At 66.2% G+C, this 24,713-nt stretch carries 17 protein-coding genes and 4 pseudogenes; 6 read left to right on the top strand and 15 right to left on the bottom strand.

What is annotated here, in order from left to right:
- Positions 1-170: 170 nt before the first annotated feature.
- From MYXE_RS12570 to MYXE_RS12590, 5 genes are all read right to left on the bottom strand, one after another.
- Positions 171-1,082 (bottom strand): ESX secretion-associated protein EspG, encoded by a 912-nt coding sequence (locus MYXE_RS12570; protein WP_003920660.1) that lies wholly within the window; start codon positions 1,080-1,082, stop codon positions 171-173.
- Positions 1,083-1,169: 87 nt separating this feature from the next.
- On the bottom strand, positions 1,170-1,454 hold the full coding sequence (locus MYXE_RS12575) for a WXG100 family type VII secretion target (protein ID WP_003918926.1): 285 nt from the start codon (positions 1,452-1,454) through the stop codon (positions 1,170-1,172).
- Between the two features lie 27 nt (positions 1,455-1,481).
- Positions 1,482-1,778: a WXG100 family type VII secretion target gene (locus tag MYXE_RS12580; RefSeq protein ID WP_003920670.1), complete on the bottom strand. Its 297-nt coding sequence runs from the start codon at positions 1,776-1,778 to the stop codon at positions 1,482-1,484.
- 112 nt (positions 1,779-1,890) lie between these two features.
- Entirely contained in the window at positions 1,891-3,099 is a 1,209-nt protein-coding gene (locus tag MYXE_RS12585) for a PPE family protein (RefSeq protein ID WP_085193713.1), read from the bottom strand.
- Positions 3,100-3,126: 27 nt separating this feature from the next.
- Entirely contained in the window at positions 3,127-3,426 is a 300-nt protein-coding gene (locus MYXE_RS12590) for a PE family protein (protein ID WP_003920689.1), read from the bottom strand.
- A 379-nt stretch (positions 3,427-3,805) separates the two neighbouring features.
- Here MYXE_RS12590 and MYXE_RS12595 point away from each other — a divergent pair, with 379 nt between their 5' ends.
- Positions 3,806-4,813 carry a class I SAM-dependent methyltransferase gene (locus tag MYXE_RS12595; protein WP_003920688.1) on the top strand — a complete coding sequence of 336 codons (1,008 nt, stop codon included), beginning with the start codon at positions 3,806-3,808 and terminating at the stop codon, positions 4,811-4,813.
- Positions 4,814-4,858: 45 nt separating this feature from the next.
- On the opposite strand, the pseudogene MYXE_RS12600 reads toward MYXE_RS12595, so the two are convergent.
- The 5 genes and pseudogenes from MYXE_RS12600 to MYXE_RS12620 form a co-directional block, all read right to left on the bottom strand.
- Positions 4,859-6,126: pseudogene (locus tag MYXE_RS12600) on the bottom strand (PPE family protein).
- Between the two features lie 14 nt (positions 6,127-6,140).
- A complete protein-coding gene (locus tag MYXE_RS12605) occupies positions 6,141-6,440 on the bottom strand; it encodes a PE family protein (RefSeq protein ID WP_003920686.1) in 300 nt (99 codons plus the stop codon).
- Between the two features lie 332 nt (positions 6,441-6,772).
- Positions 6,773-7,890 (bottom strand): annotated as a pseudogene (locus tag MYXE_RS12610) (PPE family protein).
- A gap of 485 nt (positions 7,891-8,375) precedes the next feature.
- Entirely contained in the window at positions 8,376-9,572 is a 1,197-nt protein-coding gene (locus MYXE_RS12615) for a PPE family protein (protein WP_161552092.1), read from the bottom strand.
- A gap of 316 nt (positions 9,573-9,888) precedes the next feature.
- Positions 9,889-10,083 (bottom strand): ferredoxin, encoded by a 195-nt coding sequence (locus MYXE_RS12620; RefSeq protein ID WP_003919555.1) that lies wholly within the window; start codon positions 10,081-10,083, stop codon positions 9,889-9,891.
- Between the two features lie 157 nt (positions 10,084-10,240).
- On the opposite strand from MYXE_RS12620, the gene MYXE_RS12625 reads away from it, so the two are divergent.
- A complete protein-coding gene (locus MYXE_RS12625; RefSeq protein WP_003919554.1) occupies positions 10,241-11,413 on the top strand; it encodes a cytochrome P450 in 1,173 nt (390 codons plus the stop codon).
- Here MYXE_RS12625 and MYXE_RS12630 read toward each other — a convergent pair.
- From MYXE_RS12630 to eccB, 5 genes and pseudogenes are all read right to left on the bottom strand, one after another.
- The gene (locus MYXE_RS12630; RefSeq protein WP_050947640.1) at positions 11,404-12,600 is read right to left on the bottom strand and encodes a glycosyltransferase; all 1,197 of its coding nucleotides are present in this window, start codon (positions 12,598-12,600) and stop codon (positions 11,404-11,406) included. The two genes, MYXE_RS12625 and MYXE_RS12630, sit on opposite strands and share 10 nt — an antisense overlap.
- Before the next feature lie 12 nt (positions 12,601-12,612).
- Complete coding sequence (locus MYXE_RS12635) at positions 12,613-13,803, bottom strand: glycosyltransferase (protein ID WP_003919552.1); 1,191 nt, start codon at positions 13,801-13,803, stop codon at positions 12,613-12,615.
- A 13-nt stretch (positions 13,804-13,816) separates the two neighbouring features.
- A complete protein-coding gene (locus MYXE_RS12640; protein ID WP_039889578.1) occupies positions 13,817-15,034 on the bottom strand; it encodes a glycosyltransferase in 1,218 nt (405 codons plus the stop codon).
- Positions 15,035-15,057: 23 nt separating this feature from the next.
- A pseudogene (gene eccCa, locus MYXE_RS12645) lies at positions 15,058-19,235 on the bottom strand (type VII secretion protein EccCa).
- Positions 19,232-20,750 (bottom strand): annotated as a pseudogene (eccB, locus tag MYXE_RS12650) (type VII secretion protein EccB). Before eccB ends, eccCa begins: the two co-directional pseudogenes overlap by 4 nt.
- A gap of 1 nt (position 20,751) precedes the next feature.
- On the opposite strand from eccB, the gene MYXE_RS12655 reads away from it, so the two are divergent.
- The 4 genes from MYXE_RS12655 to MYXE_RS12670 all read left to right on the top strand — a co-directional run bounded on the left by MYXE_RS12655 (position 20,752) and on the right by MYXE_RS12670 (position 24,650).
- On the top strand, positions 20,752-20,946 hold the full coding sequence (locus MYXE_RS12655) for a hypothetical protein (RefSeq protein WP_139821138.1): 195 nt from the start codon (positions 20,752-20,754) through the stop codon (positions 20,944-20,946).
- Positions 20,947-21,151: 205 nt separating this feature from the next.
- Entirely contained in the window at positions 21,152-23,287 is a 2,136-nt protein-coding gene (gene malQ / locus MYXE_RS12660) for a 4-alpha-glucanotransferase (RefSeq protein ID WP_085194308.1), read from the top strand.
- Between the two features lie 11 nt (positions 23,288-23,298).
- Entirely contained in the window at positions 23,299-24,180 is an 882-nt protein-coding gene (locus MYXE_RS12665; RefSeq protein WP_003919547.1) for an LLM class F420-dependent oxidoreductase, read from the top strand.
- Positions 24,177-24,650, top strand: a complete 474-nt coding sequence (locus MYXE_RS12670) for a nuclear transport factor 2 family protein (RefSeq protein ID WP_003919546.1) — start codon at positions 24,177-24,179, stop codon at positions 24,648-24,650. The genes MYXE_RS12665 and MYXE_RS12670 overlap by 4 nt, the downstream gene beginning before the upstream one ends.
- The last annotated feature ends 63 nt before the right edge of the window (positions 24,651-24,713 follow it).

Consider the following 24,713-nt stretch of genomic DNA (forward strand, 5'->3'; position numbering starts at 1 on the left):
CTTCGCAGCCCGGTCAATAAATAGTGAATCCATCTGCTTCGCCTCGCAATTTCTAATTAGTCGTGCCGGGTCCGGTCATCGAGCCAATTCTAGGGTATTTTGCTGAGTCTGCATCTCGACCGAATACGTAAGTGAAAGTTGTTGGCATGTCGCATATTCGACGTGTGTTGTTAAACTCTTCGATGCGTTTTCCACTCCCCGAAGGGAAGGGTTTCTAAAACGGTCTTCACCCCTACCTGCACCAGTTGCGGAGTGGCGGGGCAGATTGCCAGCCACGTTTCACCCGAGCCGGCGGTGCGGGCCTGTTGGTAGAGCGCGATACGACCGCCCGACCCGTCTTTGAGTGACAACACCGATGCGCTGGGACCCTTGGCGTCGTCGCGGTACTGGCGTGCGTAGACCGCAGCTTCGGCCTGAGGATCCGCCAGCGCCTGCCCGAGTGCGGCCACTGTGGCGGCGCTGATGCCCAGCCGTCGCAGATCCCCGCCGGAGAAGACGTTGAACCCGGCGTTCTGCCACGCCTTGGTGGCTTCCAGCATTTCGTCCAGCGGCACGTTGACCGCGTTGATCTGCGCCGGTTCGGCGTGGTGAATGGACTCGAGCCCGTCGAACACCAGCGCCGCGATCGACGGGGTGTCGGTGATTGCCACGTCGTCGATGGTGATTTCGTCGGCGACCCGCACCGCCGACACCCAATGCGTTCCGCGGCGTGCCAGCACCACACGGAACTCGTTGTCGGGGATGTCGCGGGAGCCGACCGGCTGCTCCTGTCCCTCCTCTGGTTCGATGACGCCGTAGCGCAGCTTGCCCCGCGACAGCAGCGCGATGACCTCCAGATCAGGCGCGGCCAGCACCCGCATCCGCTCGGCCACTTGGTCGTTGACTTTGTCTTCGACGACGATGCCTTGTTCGCGCATCACCTCCATGCCGGGGTGCTCGTTGAGCCAGTCCATGGACTCGGTGGACACGAACGGCCGGCACCGCAGTTCGGGTGCGACGTGGCGGATGTCGAGCAACGCCTGCAGCAACCACAAGCCCTCGACATTGACGGTGATGTCGGTACGGGTGCTCTGCTGATCCATGGCTGCTCCCATGTTGGCGTGCTCGGACACTGCAGGACGCGGCAGCACACCGAATCATAGGTGTGCTGCCGCGCCTGCGGTTGGTTGTTAGGCCCAGCTGGAGCCGACGGCGCTGTCGGTGCTGGCCATGTTGCTGCTGGCGGTTTGCACCTTTTGGCCGTGGGCGTTGGCCTGCTCGTAGATCACCTGGAAGTTGCGGCCCAGCTCGGTGATGAACTGTTGGCACGCCGTCGACCCGGCGCCACCCCAGAAGTCACCGGCGGCCAGCACATCACGGATGATCGCCTGATGCTCGGCCTCCAACGCCGCCGCCTGCGCCCGAATCGTGGCACCGTGAGCGTCAACGTCGCCGAATTGGTAGTTGATGGTCATTGTCGTTGTCTCCTAACGATTTCGGTGCTAGCTGCTCAGGATCTGCTGGGACGCCTGCTCTTGGGCCTCGTAGTTGTTGGCGTCGCGGATCAGCCCGTCACGCACCCCGTGCAGCATGTTGACGATGTTGCGAAACGCCTGATTCATCTGGCTCATCGTGTCGTAGGAGGTGGCCTGCGCAGACCCACTCCAGCCGGCACCGGCAATGTTGACCGACGACGCCCACATCTTGCGGGCCTCGTCCTCCACGGTCTGGGCGTGCACGTCGAACCGGCCCGCCATCGCCCGCATCTGGTCGGGATCGGTCATAAACCGAGTTGGCATCTGAATATCTCCTTAGCTCGAAATCGGCTGGCTGTGATGGATGTGGTGGTGGCCGGACCAGTTACGTGCTGACGTAACCGCCGACCCGGAAATACACGGCTGGCCCCCTTTCCTAACCGGCGTAGACCGGGCGTTGCACCACGGTGGGACGGACATCGAATCGCGGCGTAGAAGCCACCGGAGTCGGCGCGCTGCGGCCGGCCAGAGGTGCCAGCGGGGCACCAAGCATGCTTCCCGGGTTGGTGGCGCCGACGGCCGGGGCGGCGGCGCTGGCGCTGGTGGCCGGCAACGACGAGGCAACCGAGTTGAACGCCGGCGCGGCCGACGCCCAACTCTGGGGCACGGACAGCACACCGACCGAGGTGGCCCGGCCCAGACCCGCCGTCACCGCGGCACCGCCCAGCCCGGGTGAGGCCAGCGCGCCGGAACCGCTTCCCAGCGCGGAGCCCACGGCCTGCAAGTTGCCGAACATGCCCATCGCCGGAGTTACCGTCCTCATCAGCGAACCGGCCGAGCCGAGCATCGACGCGCCCGAAGCGCCCAGCGACGCCGATGAGCCTGCGCCGGACGCCACGCTGGCACCGGACGTCAAGGCCGTCGACGACGTCGTCAGACCCGTCAACGTCGACAGTGGCGGTGTGCCCGACGAGGACGACGACGCGGCAAGCGGTGCGGATGTCGTGGCGCTCAGCGGCATCGACATCGTCGACGTCAGCGGTGCCACAGTTTGCGCACTGGTGCCGGCCCCGGTGCTGGCAGCTTGTGCGACCGCCCCGGCCTGCAGTGCCGCCGCACCCGCGGTAGTGGTCGACGGCGGCGGGGTGAACGGGGTGAAGGTCGCGGCCGCTTGCGATGCACCGGCATAGCCATACATGGCCGCGGCATCCTGCGCCCACATCTCCATGTAGTGGGCCTCGGTAGCCATGATCGCCGGTGTGTTCTGCCCGAAGAAGTTGGTGGCGATCAGCATCATCAGCAGCGCACGGTTGGCCGCGATCACCGGCGGGGGCACGGTCATCGCGAACGCCGCCTCATAGGCGGCCACCGCCGCCTTGGCCTGGGTGGCGGTCTGCTCGGCCTGCGCGGCGGTGGCGCTGATCCACGACACGTAGGGTGCGGCCGCGGCCGCCATCGATGCCGATGACGGCCCGGTCCATCCGCTCGTCAGTGTCGCGATCGTCGAGCTGTACGACGATGCCGTCGCATACAGCTCCGAGGCCAGCACGTCCCAGGCCGCCGCGGCGGCCAGCATCGGCCCTGATCCCGGACCGGCGTACATCCGTGCAGAGTTGAACTCTGGCGGAAACAGCCCGAAATCCAACATCTAGAGAAGCCCCCGCCAAACCCGCTACTGGGCCGCGATCGCGTTGGCGGCTTCGGTGGCCGCGTACGAACCAGCGCTGGTAGCCAGGGTGTTGACGAACATCTCGTGGATCGCCGCGGCCTGCGCACTGACCGCCTGGTACATCTGTGCGTGCGCGACAAACTGTGCGGCGGTCAACGCCGAGACTTCGTCGGCCGCCGCGGGCACCACGCCCGTCGTCGGGGCTGCCGCGGCTGCGTTCTGGGCGCTCATCGCCGCGCCGATGCCTTGGAGATTGGCGGCCGCCGCCGTCAACGCCTCCGGTTGTGTAGTCACGAACGACATGTGGCTTCCTCCCTCGATAGCTCAAGAGCAATCGCTCCTGCATGAGACTAAAGGCCTCAGAGGTGCTGTGTCGCGCTGGACGCCGGGTGTTCGAAAGTGTTCACCGAGCAGCAACAAGTGTTCACCTTGGGCAACAATCCAGTAACAAATTGAGCGCATCTAGCGGTCCGCGCAGGTCTTCCAAGAGGTCTCCGGTTTCAGCCGGGAACGCTCGGGTAGGTGGGGTCTCGCGTGTGCAGTCGAGGCACGAGTAAAAATCAGCGGGGCATAAAACGCCGGTTCATGGCCCGGTCCGCCCTCTACCGGGTGGTCTGGAACGAATCCGGTCATGTAGGAGGGTCTGGTGGGAAATCCGCTCCCGGGATCGGTGGATCCTGCCATGCTGCGGGAAGCGATGGCGCGCCGGTTGCGTCGGCGCGCGGTGGCCATGGGACAGATCACGCTGCCGGCCGTCCCCAGCATGGTCGACGAGTACGTCACGATGTGCGACAACGTCTTCGCCGGTCTGGGGGTACGGTTTTCGCCCGAGCAGTTCGCCCAACTGAAGAGCGTGCTGGAGGACCAGTTGGCCGAGGCCTACGCGGCCTCCTCGCGTTCGAACATCGTCATCTCGTTCCACGCTCCGATTGGCACAGTTTTGAACTACCGCGTCAACGCGCAATGGGCCACCATTGAAAGCGCTTACGACCAGTGGCTGACGATTCGCGAACCGCCTCTGTTCGGCACCGAGCCGGACGCGCGTGTGTGGGCACTGGCCTGCGAAACAACTGATCCCACAACATATCCGGTGCTCGACGTCGGCGCGGGAACCGGGCGCAACGCCTTGGCCCTGGCACGGCGCGGGCACCCGGTGGACGCTGTCGAGCTGTCCCCGAAGTTCGCTCACGTCATTTGCTCGGAGGCCGAACGGGAATCCCTCGGTGTGCGCGTGATCGAACGCGACGTCTTTGCCACGATGGATGGTCTTCGCGACGACTACCGGCTGGTCGTGGTCTCCGAGGTGGTGCCCGATTTCCGGACGGCTCAGCAGCTGCGGTCCATGTTCGAACTCGCCGCCCATTGCCTGGCATCCGGTGGACGCTTGGTGTTCAACACGTTCTTGCCGCGCATGGGCTACACCCCCGACGACGCCGCACGCGAGCTCGGCCAGCAGTGCAACACGATGATCTTCACCTGGGAAGAGATGAGGGGCGCAGCGGCCCTGCTGCCGCTGGAGCTCGTTGCCGACGACTCGGCCTACGAATACGAGAAAACCCATCTGCCCCAGGGCGCTTGGCCGCCCACCGGCTGGTACGCCAATTGGGCCAGCGGACTTGATGTGTTTGATGTCGACCGTGAGGATTCTCCGATCGAGTTGCGCTGGCTCGTCTACCAGAAGGTAGATTGAGGCGCACGCCGCAACCTCAACGACCCGACGGCGCTTCGCGTGTTGCTAGCCGGCGAACGGTGGGCGTGCCATAACGGTCGGCTTGAATCCGTACCGGGGACCGGCACCCGCTGCCCCGTGACCCACACCGGCCAGCGGCATCCCGCCCAGCAGGTTTCCGGCGCCACCGGTTTCCGGGGCTGCGCTGACGCTGCTGATGGGAAGAGGTGAAGCGGGTTTGGCCAACGGAGCTCCGCCGACCCAGGAGGGCGGCACCGTGAGTCCTCCGACGGCGCCCGCGTTGCCCAAGCCCGCAGACACCGGAGCTCCCCTGCGGCACCGCCGCCTGCGCCTCCGCCCAGCAGGCCTCCGAGGGCACCTAGGCCGCCAGATGCGGCCTTCGCCGCGCCCCCGGCGGCTGCAGGGGCGCTCCCACCGATCAACCCCAGGGTCTTGGCCATCTGAATCCCGGAGTTGCCCATACCGACACTGAAGTACGGCAAACCCTCGGTGTTGTAGAAGAACCCTGCATAGGGCGAGTAGGCATTTACCAGCGCCGAAAGCGAGGTGGGGGCGGTCGACCCGAAGAAGAACTGGTAAATCGGGTTGTTGAAAAGCGGGTTGGACGACGACCAGAAATTAGAAATCAGGTCTGAAGGCGACGAGGACGCCGCGGGCGTCGCAAGGTTCTGTAGCGAGGTCGGCGTCGACGAAAGCAATTGCTGCAACACGTTCTGCGAACTCGTGGTAGAAGCCGCGCTGCCAACGGCGTTGGTGACCGCGGCCCCCTGCATTGCCGACGCGGCCGGATCGGTGGTCTGGGCCGGCGACGCGAACGGCGTCACCTTGGTGGCCGCCGCCGACTGCCCGGCGTAGGTGTACATTGCGGCGGCGTCCTGGGCCCACATTTGGCCGTACTCGGCCTCGAGCTGCGCGATCGCCGGGGTGTTTTGCCCGAGAACGTTCGTCGCCACCAGCTGCGCCGTCTGCGCGCGGTTGGCTGCGATCAGCGGCGGGGGCACCGTCGCGGCGAAAGCCTGCTCGTAGGCGGCCACGGCGGCCCTGGCTTGATTCGCCGCCTGCTCGGCCTGCGCAGCGGTGGTGTTCAACCAGGCCACATAGGGTGCCGCTGCGTTAGCCATCGCCGTCGATGCCGGTCCGAGCCACTCTTCACTAGATAGCTGTGTCACCACCGTCTCGTAACCGGTGGCGGCCGAATTCAGCTCGGCGGCAAGACTATTCCAGGCCGATGCAGCGGCCTGCAGCGAAGCCGAGCCCGGTCCGGCATACATGCGTGCGGAGTTGATCTCCGGCGGAAATGCCCCGAAGTCCAGCACTAGTACTCTCCTTAGCCCGCCGCGATCGCGTTGGCGGCTTCGGTGGCCGCGTACGACCCAGCGCTGATGCCCAACGTGTTGACGAACATGTCGTGAATCGCCGCGGCCTGGGCGCTGACCGCCTGATACATCTGCCCATGAGCGACGAATTGAGCAGCGGTCAAGGCGGACACCTCGTCGGCAGCCGCGGGGACCACTGCTGTCGTGGGGGCGGCGGCCGCCGCGTTCTGGGCGGTGACCGCCGAGCCGATACCGGACAGGTTGGCGGCTGCCGCCGTCAACGCTTCCGGCTGCGTGGTCACGAACGACATCGGGTTCCTCCTGAATTGGCATTTAACGCCCGTCACCAAGGCGGTTTCGGTAGAGAGATTAGATGGCGGCGGCTCCGCGACGCGCGCGCAGCGCCAAGTGTTCATTACCGATTGACTACTGTTCATTCGTGGGTATCGATTGTTCATCCGCAGTTGGGTTGAGCGCCGAATTTCACTGTGGGAGCTGTACGAACGGGCCTGTACGGTCGGCAGCCTGGATCCGGGTGACATCAAGCAGCACGGTGCCCTCACCTTCTAATCGACAAATAAAATCTCGTCGCGGATAAAAGGCGTAGCTCAAGAGGTGCCTGCCGGCGGGTGGGGAGCTTTTGTCATCCGGCCGACGGTGGGCGCGGCATCACTGAGTGACGGAACCCGTAGCGGTTGACGAAACCGTCGGCGGCGCGTCGGCCCACACCCGTTCCGGCCAGCGGCATGCCGCGCAGCAGACCGCTCGCAGCGGGCTGGGCCGAGGAGGCGACGTGGCTGCTCAAAAACCCCGGCGCGGTGTCGCTTAACGCCTCGGGTGTCGCCGCGGCCCAAGTCGGCGGCACCGACAACCGCCCGATCGTGCCCGCCTGGCCCACACTCGCCGACACCGACGCCGCCCACCCCAACCACCTAGACCACCCAGCCCGGCGAATTGCGGCGTCGGAAACCAGGCCCCACCCGCACCAGCCGTGGTTCCGGCGCCGAACGTCAACTGCTGCGCGATCGAGGTCACGAAGTTTGCGATGCCGATGTGGAAATACCCGGTCAGGGTTTGTTTCAGAATTGCCGTTAAGTTGCTGGTCGTAAGGCCCAGACCCCAGGCGCCCTGGCCCAGGTCCACACCACCCAACAGCGACGTGTCCGCCGCCGAAGTGGTGTGGGCTGCGGCGGCGGCCTTGGTGACCGCGGCGGCCTGCTCGGCCAGTCCCAGCGGGTTGGCTGTTTGCGGCGGCGAAGTAAAGGGCGTCACCGTGGCAGCCGCCGACGACGCGCCGGCATAGCCGTACATCGCGGCCGCGTCCTGGGCCCACATCTCGCCATACTGGGCCTCGGTGGCCGCGATCGCCGGGCTGTTCTGACCGAAAGAATTCGTCGCCACCAACGCCATCAGCTGGGCCCGATTGGCGGTGATCAGCGGCGGCGGCACGGTGGCGGCAAACGCCGCCTCATAGGCAGCCACCGCCGCCTTCACCCGGGTCGCCGCCTCCTCGGCCTGCCCGGCGGTAGCCGCCAGCCACGCCACATACGGCTGCACCGCTGCCGCCATCGACGCCGACGCCGGACCCAGCCACGACCCACCCGTCAGCCCGGCAAGCACCGAGCCATAGGACACCGACGCCGACCTCAACTCCGCGGCAAGCCCATCCCAGGCCACCGCAGCCGCCAGCATCGACTCCGGCCCCGGACCCGAATACATCCGACCCGAATTGATCTCCGGCGGCAACACCCCAAAATCCAGCAAATAACAACCCCTCGATAACCGCGATCGCGTTGGCAATTTCGGCCGGCGCTTATCCGGCGCGATCTTTAGGGGCACAAAGAGTCATGTGCGCTGGTCCCCTATGCGTTGGCCGCCTGAATCGCGCCGGCCCACGCGGCGAGCTTCGCCGCTGTCAGCGACGACAGCGTCCTTGCAGTCCCGACATCTGAACCTCGGCAGAGATGGTGCTCACAAGCGTCGCTCGCTGGTGACAGTAGCGGGCTAGGCGAGAAAGTACCGTCGGCAACGCAGTGATCCATTCGGGGCGGCTGCGGTCATCGTGCGCGACAAAGCTCTACGTCCAAGCGAATTCGGGGGCAATCCCGCCAGCCGTTACCTGCGCGAACGACGTGCCCCCGGAACTGCATCGGCAGATGCGGGGCAGCATCCGGATGAGGTTTGCACCGGTAGGCGAGAATAAAAATCTGGCCGCGGATAATAGCTCACGTCCGCGGTAGCGGGCGTTAACCGGCCGACGGTGGGCGCGGCATCACAGCCCAGCGGAACCCGTAGCGGTTGACAAACCCGCCGGCGGCGCGTCGGCCCACACCCGTTCCGGCCAGCGGGATACCGCGCAGCAGACCGCTCGCAGCGGGCTGGGCCGAGGAGGCGACGTGGCTGCTCAAAAACCCCGGCGCGGTGTCGCTTAACGCCTCGGGTGTCGCCGCGGCCCAAGTCGGCGGCACCGACAACCGCCCGATCGTGCCCGCCTGGCTCACACTCGCCGACACCGACGCCGGCCCACCCCAACCACCTAGACCACCCAGCCCGGCGAATTGCGGCGTCGGATACCAGGCCCCACCCGCACCAGCCGTCGTTCCGGTGCCGAACGTCAGCTGCTGGGCCATCTGCATGCCAAAGCTGCCGATCCCGACCCCGAAATACGCCTGCAGGGTCTGTTTCAGGATTGCGTTGAGGTTGCTGGTCGTAAGGCCCAGACCCCAGGCGCCCTGGCCCAGGTCCAGACCACCCAACAACGACGTGTCTGTGGTCGATGCCGCCGACACCGACGAAAGTTGTTGCAGCGCTTGGGGAACAGTGGCCGCAGAGGTCGATGCGGTGGTGTGGGCTGCGGTGCCGGCCGGGGTGGCGGCGGCCTTGGTGACCGCGGCGGCCTGCTCGGCCAGTCCCAGCGGGTTGGCTGTTTGCGGCGGCGAAGTAAAGGGCGTCACCGTGGCAGCCGCCGACGACGCGCCGGCATAGCCGTACATCGCGGCCGCGTCCTGGGCCCACATCTCGCCATACTGGGCCTCGGTGGCCGCGATCGCCGGGCTGTTCTGACCGAAAAAATTCGTCGCCACCAACGCCATCAGCTGGGCCCGATTGGCGGTGATCAGCGGCGGCGGCACGGTGGCGGCAAACGCCGCCTCATAGGCAGCCACCGCCGCCTTCACCCGGGTCGCCGCCTCCTCGGCCTGCCCGGCGGTAGCCGCCAGCCACGCCACATACGGCTGCACCGCTGCCGCCATCGACGCCGACGCCGGACCCAGCCACGACCCACCCGTCAGCCCGGCAAGCACCGAGCCATAGGACACCGACGCCGACCTCAACTCCGCGGCAAGCCCATCCCAGGCCACCGCAGCCGCCAGCATCGACTCCGGCCCCGGACCCGAATACATCCGACCCGAATTGATCTCCGGCGGCAACACCCCAAAATCCATCGATATTCTTCCTCAGCTGGCCCCGGGAGCCGCACAAGAACCGGCGACGAATGGCAGCGGGTGGTCGAGGTGTGCGGTCACCACGAAATGCGCTTTCCCTTTCGACAACCTTCCGCGAACGACCTGGCAATAACTCGCTCGTTGCTGAGATTAGATGAGCTGTACCGAGACACGCCGTCACCGACGCCAACAATTCATTCCCGGCCAACTGCTGTTCATCCGCAGTTGGGCTATGGCTTGCCTTTCGGTAGCTTCACCTACGCAATACGGATGACGCCGTCGCCGAGTGCCCTTGAGTCACAAGGCGGCTGTGCCGTCAATCCTCTTCGAGAATCAGCGCCATTTCAGGACATGCCGCCACACCGTCGCGAACCAGCTGCTCGTCCTCGGGTCTCACCTCGTGCTCTTCGAGGATCGAGTAGCCCGACTCATCGATCGGAAAGAGGCCGGGATCGACCGCGTAGCACTGCGCGTGGCCCACACACCTCGACTGCTCGAGACGAATCTTCATGCAGCTTCCCTTCAAGACCCGTGGTCGCCGGGTGAGGCCAAGACCAACTCGACAGTTGGCTATCGATACAGTCTACGTTTCCGCCGCGCATACGATGTCGACTGCACCGCGGTCGAGGCGAGCATGAGATGACTGAACGGACGGCAAGACAACCGATATGAGCACCCTGGACGAAGGCACGCCCGGCTCCTTCCACCTGCCGCGCTTGGAGTACTCCACGCTGCCGATGGCCGCCGACCGTGGTGTCGGGTGGAAGCTGCTGCGGGACGCCGGGCCGGTTGTGTTCATGAACGGGTCGTATTACCTGACGCGCCGCGAAGACGTCCTTGCAGCGCTGCGCAACCCCAAGGTCTTCTCGTCGCGATTGGCACTGCAACCTCCGGGAACCCCGTTTCCGGTCGTACCGCTGGCCTTCGACCCACCCGAGCACACCCGCTACCGAAAGATCCTGCAGCCCTACTTCAGCCCGCACGGTTTGAGCAAGTCGATGCCAGTACTGCGCAAACATGCGGCTGACATGATCGACGCGCTGGCCGATCGCGGCCGCTGCGAAGCGATGGCAGACCTGGCGGGCCCGTATCCATTTCAGGTGTTCCTCGACCTCTACGGTCTGCCGCTCGAGGACCGTGACCGCCTGATCGCCTGGAAAGACGGTGTCATCGCCGACAAGCCCTACCTCACCCAAGCTGACCTGGTGCCCGCGCGTGAACTGTTCGACTATCTCGCCGAGGCGATCAAGCAACGTAGGCACAATCCAGGTTCTGACATGTTGTCGCAAGTTATGACCGGCGAGGGTGGTTTCAGCGATCTTGAACTGCTGGGCATGAGCCACCTGCTGATCCTGGCGGGATTGGACACCGTGACAGCCGCAATCGGCTTCTCGCTGCTGGAACTGGCGCGCCGACCGTCGCTGCGTGCCATGCTGCGCGAAAACCCCAGACAAATCCGGCTTTTCATCGAAGAAATCGTGCGGCTGGAGCCATCAGCCCCGGTGGCACCTCGGGTAACCACCGAGACCGTCACCGTCGGCGGCATGATGCTGCCCGCCGGCTCACAGGTGAAGTTGTGCATGGCGGCCATCAACCGGGACGGCAGCGACGCGACGTCAACCGACGATCTGGTCATGGACGGCAAGGTGCACCGGCACTGGGGCTTCGGCGGCGGGCCACACCGCTGCCTTGGTTCCCACTTGGCGCGGCTTCAACTGACAGTTGTCGTCAACGAATGGCTGAACAAAATTCCCGAATTCGAACTGGCTGCAGGATACACTCCTGAAATTCGCTTTCCGGCAAAGACGTTCGCGCTCAAAATGTTACCGCTTCAGTACTGATTGGCCTTTGTGTCAGCCCAGCCATAGCGCCCACGGCCGGCAGCATCTTCCACGAGATCGGCAGCGCTCGCCACGCTTTGGGCCGATTTCGTCATCAGGCCGGCGACCTGGCGCGCTCGACTGATGCATTGCGGAGCCGAGACCGAGCTCAAATCTTCAACCAGCGATTCTAGGGCGATAGTCGAAAACTGGCGGCTGGCACCGACTTTCAATCGCTCTACCACAGCTGCCCAGATCGGCTGATCAAGCCAAAACCACAGAATCAACGTGGGAATCCCCGCTCGCAGACCCGCAGCCGTAGTGCCAGCGCCACCATGGTGGACGACCGCGCGGCAGGCGGGAAAGACCGCCGCGTGATTCACCTCCTCCACAACTTTGACGCGGTCAGACAACGGAATCATGCTGAAGTCGTTTGCACCGGAATAGATCAATGCGCGCTCGCCTAGTCGCGCGCAAGCGGCGCTGATCAAGGCGACCGCCTCCGCTGGCGATGTGATCGGCGTGCTGCCAAAGCCGAAGTAAATCGGCGGTGTGCCCTCGGCGATCCACGACAAGACGTCCTCGTCGCCATCAGTCCCCAACTCCAGCGTCAATGCCCCCACAAAGGGTCGCCACTCGGCAATTTCCGCCCATTCGGCTGCCAGCCCAGGAAAGCAACACTCATCGTAAGCCTGGATCTCCAGCGACCTCGACGGTCCGCCTACGTCCGGTAAGCGAAGTGCCCGGCGGTGGGCATCGTCGACCTCCTTTGTGATGCGCGAATGCAGCGCTCCGACCGGCAGAATCGGCGGGAAGAAGTGCAGCGCAGCAAGCGGAATACCGTAGTACTCGGCCACGTTGGCCGCGAGCCGCTGCTCGTTCATGCCCGCCAATAACAGATCGGCCCGGTCGGCCAGCGACATCAGCACGGTGCTCTTGTCCCCCCAGACTTGCATGACATGGTCCATAACCTCGGGCAGCGCGCTGATCGGGTTTGTAACCCTGCGGACGAAAGCCTCGTCGTGCAGCAACGCCTGCGAGTCGGGCCCGTAGGCGACTGCGGAAAGGCCTACCGACTCGATGAAGCCAAGCATGTTCGGCGGGACCGCCATTTGCACCTCGTGACCCCGGCGTACCAACTCTCGACCGACGGCGGCACAAGGCTCCACGTCGCCACGACTCCCAAAACTCACCACCGCAAATCTCATCGGCCCAACCGATCAGCTAACCCGCCCCAGGCGGGCGGTGTCTTCCAGAAGGTCGGCAGCACGCACTGCGCTTTCGGCGGGCTTAGTCAGCAAGGTGGCGACGTTACGAGCTCGCCTGACACATTCAGGCGCAAGGATTGAGCGCAACCCTTCGACCAATGATTCCCTGGTCGTAATGGAAATCGGTTGGGCGCGCCCAACGTTCAACCGCTCAACCGCGGCTGCCCAGATCGGCTGGTCGTGGCCGACCCAAAGGATCAATGCGGGGAGCCCTGCACGCATGCCCGCGGCTGTGGTGCCAGCGCCACCATGATGGACGACCGCGCGGCAGGCCGGAAAGATGGTGGCATAGTCCAGCGTTCCCACAACCTTGATGTGGTCGGGATGCGGGATGTCGGCAAAACCGGGTATGTCCAAGTAAATCAACGCTCGCTCGCCCAGGTCCATGCAGGCGGCGCTGACCGCGTCCACGGTCGCTGCGGGCGACGCAATCGGCGTGCTACCGAAGCCGAAGTAGATCGGCGGTGTTCCCGTGGCGATCCACGACAACACCTCGTCGTCGGCATCCGTCGCCAACTCCAGCGACAGCGCCCCCACAAAGGGCCGCCGCTCGCCGCGTTGCGCCCATTCGGCCGCCAGCCCGGGAAAGCAACACTTGTCGTAAGCCTGGATCTCCAGCGACCTCGATAGTCCCCTGACAGCGGGCAGGCCCAGCGCACGGCGGTGCGCGTCTTCGGCCTCCCTCGTGATACGCGCATCCAGCCACGACAGTGTCGGTGGCATTGACGGGAACTCCGGAATTGGGTAGCAGTGCAGCACAGCCAGCGGAATCTTGTAATATTCCGCGACATTGCCGGCGAGGCCCTGCTTGTCGGCCATCCCGGTCAAGATCAGGTCGGCCCCGACTGCCAGCGCGCTCAACGTCGTCCCCATGTCGAGCCACAGCTGGATTGCATACTCGACGAACGCGCTCAGCATGCTGATCGGGTTCTGGGTATTCGAAAAGCGCATGAGATCCTCGTCTCGGGGCACCGCATCGGGCCCGAATGGCACGGCAGTAAGCCCCGCTGACGCCACCAAGCCGAGCATCTTGGGCGGCGCGGCCACGCGCACCTCGTGACCTCGGCGCAGCAGTTCTCTGCCGATAGCGGCGCAAGGCTCGATATCACCGCGGGTTCCGTAGCTTGCCAGGACAAATTTCATCGGCTCAAGCGGATCAGCCTAAATGTCTGAACCGGGCGGTGCTCTCGAGGAGATCAGCGGCGCGGGCAGCACTTTCGGCGGGCTTGGTCATCATGGCGGCTACCTCGCGGGCTCGCGTCAGGTATTCCGGAGTGAGGATGCAGGACAGGTCGGCAACCAATGAATCCAACGTAGTCTCCGAAAATGGCCGTGCGAAGCCGACTTTCAGCTGATCGACCGCAGCTGCCCAGACCCAGATCGGGTGATCGAGCCCAATCCAAAGTATCAAGGTGGGAACACCGGCACGCAGGCCCGCGACAGTGGTGCCGACGCCTCCGTGGTGGACGACCGCGCGGCAAACAGGAAAGATGGCCGCGTGGTTCACCGCGGCCACAACCTTGACATGGTCGAAGTGCGGGATATCGGTGAAGTCATTAGCGCCGGAACAAACCAGCGCCCGCGCGCCTAACCGCATACAGGCCGCGGCGATCATTCCGACCGTGTCTGCGGGAGCAGGGACCCGCATGCTGCCGAAGCCGAAGTAGATCGGCGGTGTTCCCGTGTCAATCCACGACAAGACGTCGCTGTCGGCATCCGTCGCCAACTCCAGCGTGAGCGCACCCACAAACGGCCGCCGATTGCCATGTTGCGCCCATTCGGCCGCCAGCCCAGGAAAGCAGCACTCGTCGTAAGCCTGGATCTCCAGGGATTCAACCTCACCCCGTCGCGTGGCAGATCCGAGCGTTTCCGGCAAGCCCAGTGCACGACGTTGCGCCTCCTTGGCCTCCTTCGTTATCTGCCAATCCAGCCACCCGTGCGGCGGCTGCAAAATTGGAACGAACTCCCGCATCGGGAAGCAGTGCAGTGCGGCCAGCGGAATGCCGTAGTAGTCCACGATGTTGGCGGCGAGCGCCTGCTCGTTGGTGCCCGCCAACAGCAGGTCGGCCCCGTCGGCCAGCGACATCAGCGTCGTGCCCATCTCCACCCAGAGCTGGATGACGTGCTCGATGACGTCGGGCAGCATGTTGATCGGGTTCGCCGCCTTGCCGCCGACGGAGTCCGTGTCATGAAGCAACGCCGGCGGGTCGGGCCCATAGGCGACCGGCGCCAACCCGACAGACTCGACAAAGCCGAACATGTTGGGCGGCACGGCCATCCGCACCTCATGACCTCGCCGCAGCAGCTCGCGGCCGACGGCGGCGCAGGGCTCGATATCGCCCCGGCTGCCATAGCCGGCCACTACGAATTTCATCGCTGCCGCGTCGGCCAGCCCGCTTACCGGCGCAGGTCGGTGGCCGCCACCTGGACAAACACGCCGGTGTCCTCGGCCATCAGCAGCCCGCGACCACGGGGTAGCGGGCCGCCCTTCATCTTGCCGCGGATGAAGCCTTCGTCAGGATCGGCGTCCATCACCAGCAGCGGCGCGTTGGCCTGATGCAACGCTCGCAGTATCGGATCGCTGCCTGCCGAAGACCAGCCGCCGAACGTGCGGGTGACGAACACGTGCAATCCCACGTCGGCGGCTCGCGTCACCCACGGTGCGGCCTTGTGCAACGGGGAGTCGAAGCCGGGCGGCAGCTGCTGGATGTCGTCGATGATCAAGAAGATCTCCGGCCCGCTCCACCACGACCGGGACAGCAGTTCCTCGGCCGACAAACCCGGCGGCGGCTCCCGGCGGGCCAACGCCGCGGCCAGGTCGTCCATCATCGCGGCGACACCGTCGAGGTTGTAGGCGAACTTCTCCACGTAGTCCGAGCCCAGCACGGTCAGCAACTGACGACGCGGATCCACTAGCCAGACCTGCGCCGAGGGACGCGACGTGGGCGGAGCGGTGCTGGCTCCCGGCGCATAGATCCGGCCGATTTCGGACATGATCGTCGCCAGCGTCGTCGTCCGCCCGCACTCGCGCCGGCCGGTCACCATCAGGTGCGCATTGTCGGCGAAGTTCAAATACACCGGCTGCAAATCCAATTCGGAAATGGCCCAAGCGATTCCGCCCGCGCCGACCCCCTGGCGTCGATCGGCCGCGGCCACTTGCCGCAACTGGTCCAGCCCGAACCGGGCCGGCAGCCTGCGCACCGGCCGGGCTTCGCCGCCGCCACCTGCCGCACCGCGGCCGCCACGCTGTCGGACTCGAACACCGCGTCGGGCGTGCTTCCCAGCGCCGGGCGCGCCACCAGCGTGTGCAGGCCCGCCTGCGGATCGCTGTCGAGGCGCACATAGTTCACCGCGACCATGCCGCGACCGGGTTTGGGCGGAACGTCTTTGGCGAACCGGGACCGCACCAGCTTGGCGTCCTCCACCGCGGCCAGGCGCAGCTCGACGCGCGAACCGAAACCGCTGCGCACCGGGGGCCGCAGCTCCGACTCGCGGTCGGCGGTGGCAACCACGTGCACGCCGAACGAGGGACCCTGGTTGATGATCTGGTTCACCTGCTCGATGAGCACCTCGTTCTCTTCGGCCAGCGCCCGGTAGTTGTCGATCACGAGGTACACGTCGCCGAAGCCGTCGTCGGGCACGCCGCCGGGTTCGCCACCGAACTTGCGCCGCCGGAACACCTCCATCGACGGCACGTCGTATTCGAGGAAGCTGCGTTTGCGGTCGCGCACCAGTCCTAGCACCTCAGCAACGGTGCGGCGAACACCGTAGGGGTCCGTGGGCCCGGAAACCCCGCCGACGTGCGGCAAATTGGCCACCGTGGTCAGCGCGGTGCCGCTGTAGGCCAGGCAATAGAACTGAACCTGCTCAGGCGTGTGGGTCAACGCGGCCGCGCAGATCAAAGTCTGCAGCGCGGTCGTCTTACCCGCGCCCCCGGCGCCCAGGATCAGCACATTCGCCCCGGCGCCAGACGTGTCGACTGTCCACGGCGGCTGGTCATGCTTGTAGGGCCGGTCGATGATCCCGATCGGGAACACCAAATTCTTGGCAGTGCCGTAGTCCTGCGGCCAAGGGCGGCCCAGGAAGCGGTTGACCAACTCGTCGATCGGCACCGGCACATCCAGCGGCGGATGCCACAACCGGTAGGGCTCGAAGTCGATTTGGCGCAACTGGTCGATGATGACCGTACCGACTTTAGGTGTGCGCAGCGCCTCTTCTTCTTCGTCAACGTCGTCGCCGCCGCGGTGGCCGTTGACCGCTTCGCCGTCGACGACCTGGGGAAGGGCACTCTGTCCGTCGGGGCCGCTGACACTGACCTCCAGCGGTGCGAACGCCGTGGTAAACAGTTGCGGCCGAATGTAATCGACACTATGCGTCAGCGGCGCTTGCTCCTCGCCGTCATACGACGAGCCGCGGCGGTAGTCACGCCAGAGGTACTCGGCCTGGAACCGGATGATCTCGTCGCCGCTCTTGCGGAAATACCCGAGACCGGCCTGCGACGGCAGGTTCACCGCGTTCGGCACGCCGGCCGCCTGCGCGGCCCCGGCGGTTTGGGCTTTCAGCACCAGCCGGTAACCCATGTTCTCCATGAGCTTTTCGGCCCGGCTCTCGATGGTCTGCGAGGCCATCATCAGGTGCACCCAGTAGGCGCGGCCTTGCCGACCGATCGAGTCGAGCACGTCGACGGCGGTGGGCATGATCCGGAACCATTCGTAGAACTCGTCGATGACGACCACCAGCATCGGCAGCGGCGGCATGTCCTCGCCGCGGGCCTTCATCCTGGCGCGCAGCTCGTTGTATTCCTTGGCGCCGTCGACGCCGGCGGAAAAGCAAATCTCCTTGCGGCGGGCGATCTCACCCCACATCGCTTCGAGGAAGCGCTCCATCAGCGCCTGGTCGTCTTCGAGGTCGGTGATGATCCGCGATACGTGCGGGACACCGTCGAACGGCTTGACCGCCGACCCACCTTTGAGGTCGGCCAGCACGAACTGCAGCTCCTCGGGTGGGTGCGCCAGCATCAGTGACGCGATCACCGTGCGCACCAGCGACGACTTACCCGAGCCGGTGGTCCCCGACATCACGCCGTGCGGGCCGTCGCCGCCTTCGTCGAGCGACTTCATGTCCAAGAACAGCAGCTCGCCGTTGTCGGCGCGGTTGCCGAACGGGATCCGCAGCCGTGATCGGCTGAGCAAATCACGCCGCCCGCTCCCACTCCACAGCGTGTTGAAGTCGATCTCGCCGGCGTCGTCAATCCCGTAGTAGGACAAGATGTCTCGCGCACCCAGCTGAACCACCCGCTGGCCGATCTCCTCATAGGCTTCCGCGAGCCGCCAGTGCGCCATCTGGTGGGCGAACTGTTCGGCGTCGGCTTCGCTCATCTGGTCGGCCAACGCGAAAAACCATGCGTTGTCGTCGATCACCATCCAGGTGTCGCGGTCGCGAGGCAGGGTCTCGATCACGCCGGCGCTGTCGGTGAACCGCAGCACCCGCTGCGGCACCCCGGTCCACAACGGTGAACCGGTCAGGTCGAAGAACGTCACACCGTCGACACCCTCGGAGCTGATCACGTATTCCCATTGCGGGTCTTCGATATCGGAAATGATCACGTGATGCGGGGTGGGCGTCTCCGCGGACGAGCTGGCATGGCGTGGCGTGAAAGAGCCACGGCCAGCGAACAATTCGGCTTGCTCGGTGGCGAATTCCCGCACTGAGGTGTACACCATCCGCGCGTTGCCGGCCGCGTCGCGACGGCGGGGATCGCCGAAGTGGGGAATCCACTTCACCCAGTCCCACCGGTCCGGATCGGAGGTGACGACGATCATCTGGACGTGGTCCGGGCCGTGCGAAAACGCCAACTGGCAGATGATCGCGCGGGTCAGGCCCAGCACTTGTTCGCGCTCGCCGACCAGTGAATACCATGGTTCGACGAGCAGCGACACCATCTTGGGCAGGTTGTAGACGACGCTTTGATACCGGCCGAACTCCTGCAGCGCCTTACCGGTGACCGGCTCCAGCTCGATGTCGGTCGGCATGTTCTGGGGCTCCCCCCAGGTCACCTCGGGGCGCGTCATGCCGACCCCGACCCGCACGACCCCGAAGTTGAGGTCCTTGCCGTCGGGCTGGCGCTCCCACATCCGTGACGACCCCACCGCGGCCGCCAGTGTTGTCGGCGCCGGGTGGAACCAGCGGTAGTTGGCGTCCATGCTGTCGGCCGACTCCTGGGCGGTTTCGCGCAGCATGTCGAGCATGAGCATGAACTGTGCGCGCATCGCGTCGAGCTTGGGCCGGCTCATCTGCTGCTGGCCGCCGAACCGCCCGCCGAACATCATCATCGCGACACCGCCGATCATGAAGATCGGGAAGATCGCGCCGGCGCCCAGGAACAGCCGCGACCCGCTGGCCACCGTCATGCCGACCATGCCGACCAGCAGACCGACCACCAGCACGCCGACCACCACCAGCCACCACGGTTTGCCCTCCGGTGGCGGAACGCTCAGCGGCGTCGGCAGGACGATGTTCTCGGGCTTGACGACGGGTGCCCGCTCCGGAGTTGGGCGTGCGAATCCTTGTTTCACTTCGGTACCGCCAATTCAGCAGGGTTCGTGTCGGTCGGGAGAGTGTCGTGGCGCACCAGCGCGTCCGCCCGCGACAACATCGGGCCGGGCGCGAGCAGGCGCAGTGCCACCCATGGTGCCGGGCTCGGCGTCGAGGTCAACCCCAGTGCGGTGCGGGCCTCACGCGAGTTGTCCACGCCGAACCGCACCCCGGATTTCGACAGCAGCCACAGTGATTCCGCTGTCGAGGCCGCCGGATCGTTGCCCGTGACGACGACGAAGTTGGCGTAGTTCGGCCCGTAATAGACGCGGTCGGCTTCGCGGCCGGTGTTGTCGGCCTTGACCAGCGACACCACCTTGTTGGTGTCGCTGGTGGCGATCGGCACCGTCGGCCCCGAGACCACTTGGGTGCGCGCCCGCTCCTCCCCGGCGGTCTTTTCCCACCACCAGCACGTGGCGGGATTCTCTTTCATGTTCACCACGTTGAGCGGGCTGTCGGGATACGCCGACAGGTCAAGGCCGTGGACCACCGGCATCCTCGCCAGTGTCGCGGGCGCCACCACCACCGGCATGCTGCCTGCCGGGGTGCCCGCGTTCTGCAGAATCTGCGCCACGATCGGTGAAATGGTCTGCACGCCGTCGGGCAACACCACCGAATACTGTTGGGGCCCACTGATTTGCGGTGTGACGAGCACAGCACCCACCGGCGCCGGCGCGCCGGGGAAGTTCGCCGGCTTGCCGGCGTCCGGCACCTTGGGCACCGCGAGCTCCGGGCCGACCGGCAGCGCGTCGTACAGCGCCCGGCTCATCGGGCTGGCCTGTTTGACCTGCTCGGGCGTCAACCCCAACGGCAGCAGCACTGCCCGGTTGGCCGCGTCGATGCGCGACCGGCGCCCCTGCCGGATCACCCAGGTGTCGTTGCCGTAACGCAACACCACGGCGTCCGATCCGCTGAGCACGTGCCGGCGGCCGGACAGATCCGGGGTGCCGTCGATGACCGTCACGGTCACCGACGCCGGCCCCCACACCCTGTGCGGCGGTCACGGCGTCACACACCAGCCACGACGACGACGCCGGACTGGTCGGCGAGATGTCCGACGGCGCGCCCGGGATGCCCACCATCGGACCGTGCGGCTGCTCGGCGATCTGGCTTGACCGCACCTTGTGCGGATTCTCGGCGCGGCCCGCGATCAGTCGCGCCGAGGCCAAGTTCAACGCGGGATACAAGGTGTCGCCTACCCGGACATACAGCGCCCCCGAGTCTCGGTCCGCGATGATCGGCGACTCCCCCATCTGACCGGACGGGCTGATGAACGACCACAGCAGCGCGCCAAGGCATATCACGCCTGCCGCCGACACCGACGCCACCACCGCCAACACTTGACGGCGGCCGGGTTCGACCTCCATGCGGACCCGCCACCGTGTCAACGCCATCGCGGTGCGGCGCGCCAGGAACTGATAACCGGTCACCTGGGTTCGGGTCGACAGTCCCAGGCCATACCCCGACCTGTGCTGCCCGCGTTGTTCAGATGGCACTTTGAGTCACGATCCCCGTTCGACGGAATGCCCCGGCACCGGCCGCGGCCTCATGTACATCGATAACCGTAAGGCACCCCCACCGACCTCGCCACGCAACGACGTGGCCGCGGCGGATTGCCTCGACGACCTGGCCGGCCGCGCCCGCGCCGGCATGCTCCCCGCGCTGTCCGTCGTCATATCCCCCACCGAATAGATCCCGTCTTCACTGGCATGGTAGCGGCCGACAGCAAAGCCGGCGCGGCGAGCAATGCGATCGGACAATACCGAGCCGGCCGGGTGGTTCGGTGACGCCGACGTGGCCACCAGGTGTCCGACAAGCAAACAGACTTACCCGACCGGTCGGGTCGTCTCGACGGCCCGCGTGGCCGGCGGGCGCGTTCGCCACGCAAGATTGGCTCATGCCCGAGCCCGCGCCGTCGCTGGTCGAACTCGCCGAAAAATTCGGCATCGCCACCGAATACGAGGACTGGGCCGGTCGCCACATCGCCATTCCGGAGGAAACGTTGGTGGCCGTGCTCGGCGCTTTCGGTGTGGCCGCCGCGACCGAGCAGGAGCGCCGGGCTGCGCTGGACGCCGACCACCGCGCGTATTGGGCACGCGCGTTGCCGCCCACGATCGTCGCGCGCGCCGGCGCACCGACCACCATTTGGGCACACGTCAGCCACGGCGATCCGGCCGAGGTCTGGCTGCAACTGGAAGACGGTACCGTGCGCAGCGACCTGCGCCAGGTCGACAACTTCACCGCACCGTTCGATCTCGACGGCTGCTTGATCGGCGAGGCCAGCTTCGTGCTGCCGTCCGATCTGCCGCTCGGCTATCACCGGCTGCATCTGCGTTCCGGCGAACGTGACGCCGATACGGCAGTGATCGTGACGCCGAACCGGCTGGGGATCCCTGAGCGGCTCGGGCACAGTCGCAGCTGGGGCCTGGCCACCCAGCTGTATAGTGTGCGATCTCAAAATTCTTGGGGCATCGGCGATCTCAGCGATCTCACCGACCTGGCCGTGTGGTCGGCGGCACAGCACGGCGCGGGCTACCTGCTGGTCAACCCGCTGCATGCGGCCACGCCGACCACACCGATGGAGCCCTCGCCGTACCTGCCGGCGTCGCGGCGTTTCGTCAACCCGCTTTACCTTCGAGTCGAGGCGATCCCGGAATTCGCATACCTGTGCAAGCGCGGCCGAATCTGGCGGCTGCGTCACACGGCCCAGCAGCGGGCCGACAAATCCCGGCTGATCGACCGGGACAGCGCCTGGGCGGCCAAACGACGGGCGCTCAAAGCGCTCTACCGGGTGCCGCGCTCGGCGGGCCGTGAGCTGGCCTATGCGGCGTTTCGCGCGCGCGAAGGCGCCGCGCTCGACGACTTCGCCACCTGGTGCGCGCTGGCCGAGCGCTACGGGGCCGACTGGCATCGGTGGCCGCCGGAGCTGCAGCATCCCGCCGGGGCGGGCGTCGCCGATTTCGTCGCGAAGCATCCTCGCGCGGTGGATTTTCACCGGTGGCTGCAGTGGCAGCTCGACGACCAACTGGCGGCCGCCCAATCCCAGGCGCTGCGGGCCGGGATGGTGCTGGGCATCGTGCACGACCTTGCCGTCGGCGCACACCCCAACGGCGCCGACGCCTGGGCGCTGCAGGACGTGTTGGCGCTCGGCGTGACGGCGGGCGCGCCGCCGGACGAGTTCAACCAGCTCGGCCAAGACTGGTCGCAACCACCGTGGCGGCCAGACCGCCTCGTAGAGCACGAGTACAAACCGCTGCGGGCCATGATCCGGTCCGTGCTGCGGCATGCCGGCGGCGTGCGCATCGACCACATCATCGGGCTGTTTCGGCTGTGGTGGATTCCGCGTGGCGCTCCGCCCACCGCGGGCACCTACGTGCGCTACGACCACGAGGCGATGGTCGGCGTCGTCGCCCTGGAGGCGCACCGCGCCGGCGCCCTGGTGGTGGGTGAGGACCTGGGCACCGTCGAGCGGTGGGTCCGCGACTATCTATGGGCCCGCGGGGTGTTTGGCACTTCCATTCTGTGGTTCGAGCTAGACCGTGACGGTGACCGCAGACCGCTGCCGGCCGAGCGTTGGCGTGAGCACTGCCTGTCGTCGGTCACGACCCACGACCTCCCCCCAACCGCCGGCTACCTGACCGGAGAACATGTGCGGCTACGGCAATCACTGGGTTTGTTGACCCGGCCGGTGCAGGAAGAACTGGAAGCCACCCGCGAGGAACTGGCCGCCTGGACCGCCGAGCTGCGTCGCGTCGGATTGCTGGGTGACGACGCCGGCGTCGAGGAGACGGTCGTGGCGCTGCACCAGTATCTGGGGCGCACACCGTCGCGGCTGCTCGGGCTGGCGCTGACCGACGCGGTCGGCGACCGGCGCACCCAGAACCAGCCGGGCACCACCGACGAATACCCCAATTGGCGGGTTCCGCTGGCCGGGCCGGACGGCCGGCCGTTGCTGCTCGAGGACGTGTTCATCGATCGTCGGGCCGCCGCGTTGGCCGAGACAATGCGGGCAGCTACCGGCGCTGCCTGTTAGCTTCGAGTGCCATGAAAGTCGCCGTGGTCGCCCCGGTCGCTGCCGGGGTGACTGCGGATCCGGCGTGGATGGTGGGTTTCGCCCAGCACCTCGAAGCTTGCGGTTTCGAATCGATCGTGGTCGCCGAACACACCGTGCTAGCGGTCCGCTACGACAGCGTCTACCCCTACGACAGCTCCGGTCGCGTAGATTTGGCCGCGGACTGCCCGGTGCCCGATCCGCTTGAGCTGCTTGCGTTTTTGGCCGGCCACACCGAGCGGCTGGGGTTGGCTACCGGGGTACTGGTGTTGCCCAACCACCATCCGGTCGTGCTGGCCAAACGAGCGGCCACGGTCGATGCGCTCTCAGGTGGTCGGCTTCGGCTGTGCGTCGGCGTGGGGTGGCTGCGCGAAGAGGTCGAGGCGTGCGGGGCAGCGTTCGCCACCCGGGGGCGGCGGGCCGATGAGCAGATTGCGGTACTGCGCGCACTATGGGCTGACCACCCGCGTGGCGTCAGCCACCACGGCGAGTTCTTCCATTTCGACAGCCTGATGTGCTATCCCAAACCCGTTGCCGGCGCGGGTATTCCGGTGCACATCGGTGGACACAGCCGGGCGGCGGCGCGGCGGGCCGGCCGCTTGGGCGACGGGTTTCAGCCCCTGGGGGTCAGCGGTGCCGAGTTGGCGTCGCTGCTGACGCTGATGCGCGACGAAGCGGTGACTGCCGGACGCGACCCGGACGCTTTGGAGGTTTCGCTGGGCCATCTGGTCACCAAGATCGACGCCGACCGCGCCGGTCGCCTCGCCGAGCAGGGCGCGGACCGCATCGTCCTGGGCATGCCCGCGATCACCGATATCGAGCAGGCCAAAGACGTCTTGTCGGCGTGCGCGCAACGGCTGGAGCTCTCGACGTGACCGTGCGCCCAGCCGACCGGGCGGCTCTCTCGGATTTGGTACACCGCTACGCCAGCGGCATTGACGATCGCCAATTCGACGCCGTTGCAATGCTTTTCACACAGGACGCGGAACTGACGGTGCCGGACCCGCCGACGACGCTCGAGCCGGTCGTCCGGCATGCCGGTCGGGCCGCCGTCGGCGCAGCGCTCACCGCGGTCGCCACTACAGTGCGCACCGAGCATGCGATTGTCGGGGAAGTGTACGACCGGGGTCCACGCACCGATGCTGCGCGCGGACGGATCACGTGCGTGGCCCACCATTGGGACCACCGTGGTGACCAGCTCGTCGACGTGGTGTGGCATGTGCGCTACGACGACGACTATCAGCGCACTGACGCCGGTTGGCGGATCTGTCGGCGGGTGCTGACGATCAATGCCATCGAGACGCGGCCGCTGCGACGGCTGCGCCCGGCCGACGTTCCCAGCTAACTCCCAGGCGTTGTTTCCATCATGTTAACCATGTCACACAGTGGTAATCGTGTATCTTCGCGC

The organism is Mycobacterium xenopi, from assembly GCF_009936235.1.
Classification (GTDB): Bacteria; Actinomycetota; Actinomycetes; order Mycobacteriales; family Mycobacteriaceae; genus Mycobacterium; species Mycobacterium xenopi.

Bases quoted from the DNA above. Each gene is read 5' to 3' on its own strand.
- MYXE_RS12570 (WP_003920660.1), bottom strand. From the start codon at position 1,082: ATGGATCAGCAGAGCACCCGTACCGACATCACCGTCAATGTCGAGGGC.
- MYXE_RS12575 (WP_003918926.1), bottom strand. From the start codon at position 1,454: ATGACCATCAACTACCAATTCGGCGACGTTGACGCTCACGGTGCCACG.
- MYXE_RS12580 (WP_003920670.1), bottom strand. From the start codon at position 1,778: ATGCCAACTCGGTTTATGACCGATCCCGACCAGATGCGGGCGATGGCG.
- MYXE_RS12590 (WP_003920689.1), bottom strand. From the start codon at position 3,426: ATGTCGTTCGTGACTACACAACCGGAGGCGTTGACGGCGGCGGCCGCC.
- MYXE_RS12595 (WP_003920688.1), top strand. From the start codon at position 3,806: ATGCTGCGGGAAGCGATGGCGCGCCGGTTGCGTCGGCGCGCGGTGGCC.
- MYXE_RS12605 (WP_003920686.1), bottom strand. From the start codon at position 6,440: ATGTCGTTCGTGACCACGCAGCCGGAAGCGTTGACGGCGGCAGCCGCC.
- MYXE_RS12615 (WP_161552092.1), bottom strand. From the start codon at position 9,572: ATGGATTTTGGGGTGTTGCCGCCGGAGATCAATTCGGGTCGGATGTAT.
- MYXE_RS12620 (WP_003919555.1), bottom strand. From the start codon at position 10,083: ATGAAGATTCGTCTCGAGCAGTCGAGGTGTGTGGGCCACGCGCAGTGC.
- MYXE_RS12625 (WP_003919554.1), top strand. From the start codon at position 10,241: ATGAGCACCCTGGACGAAGGCACGCCCGGCTCCTTCCACCTGCCGCGC.
- MYXE_RS12630 (WP_050947640.1), bottom strand. From the start codon at position 12,600: ATGAGATTTGCGGTGGTGAGTTTTGGGAGTCGTGGCGACGTGGAGCCT.
- MYXE_RS12635 (WP_003919552.1), bottom strand. From the start codon at position 13,803: ATGAAATTTGTCCTGGCAAGCTACGGAACCCGCGGTGATATCGAGCCT.
- MYXE_RS12640 (WP_039889578.1), bottom strand. From the start codon at position 15,034: ATGAAATTCGTAGTGGCCGGCTATGGCAGCCGGGGCGATATCGAGCCC.
- malQ (WP_085194308.1), top strand. From the start codon at position 21,152: ATGCCCGAGCCCGCGCCGTCGCTGGTCGAACTCGCCGAAAAATTCGGC.
- MYXE_RS12665 (WP_003919547.1), top strand. From the start codon at position 23,299: ATGAAAGTCGCCGTGGTCGCCCCGGTCGCTGCCGGGGTGACTGCGGAT.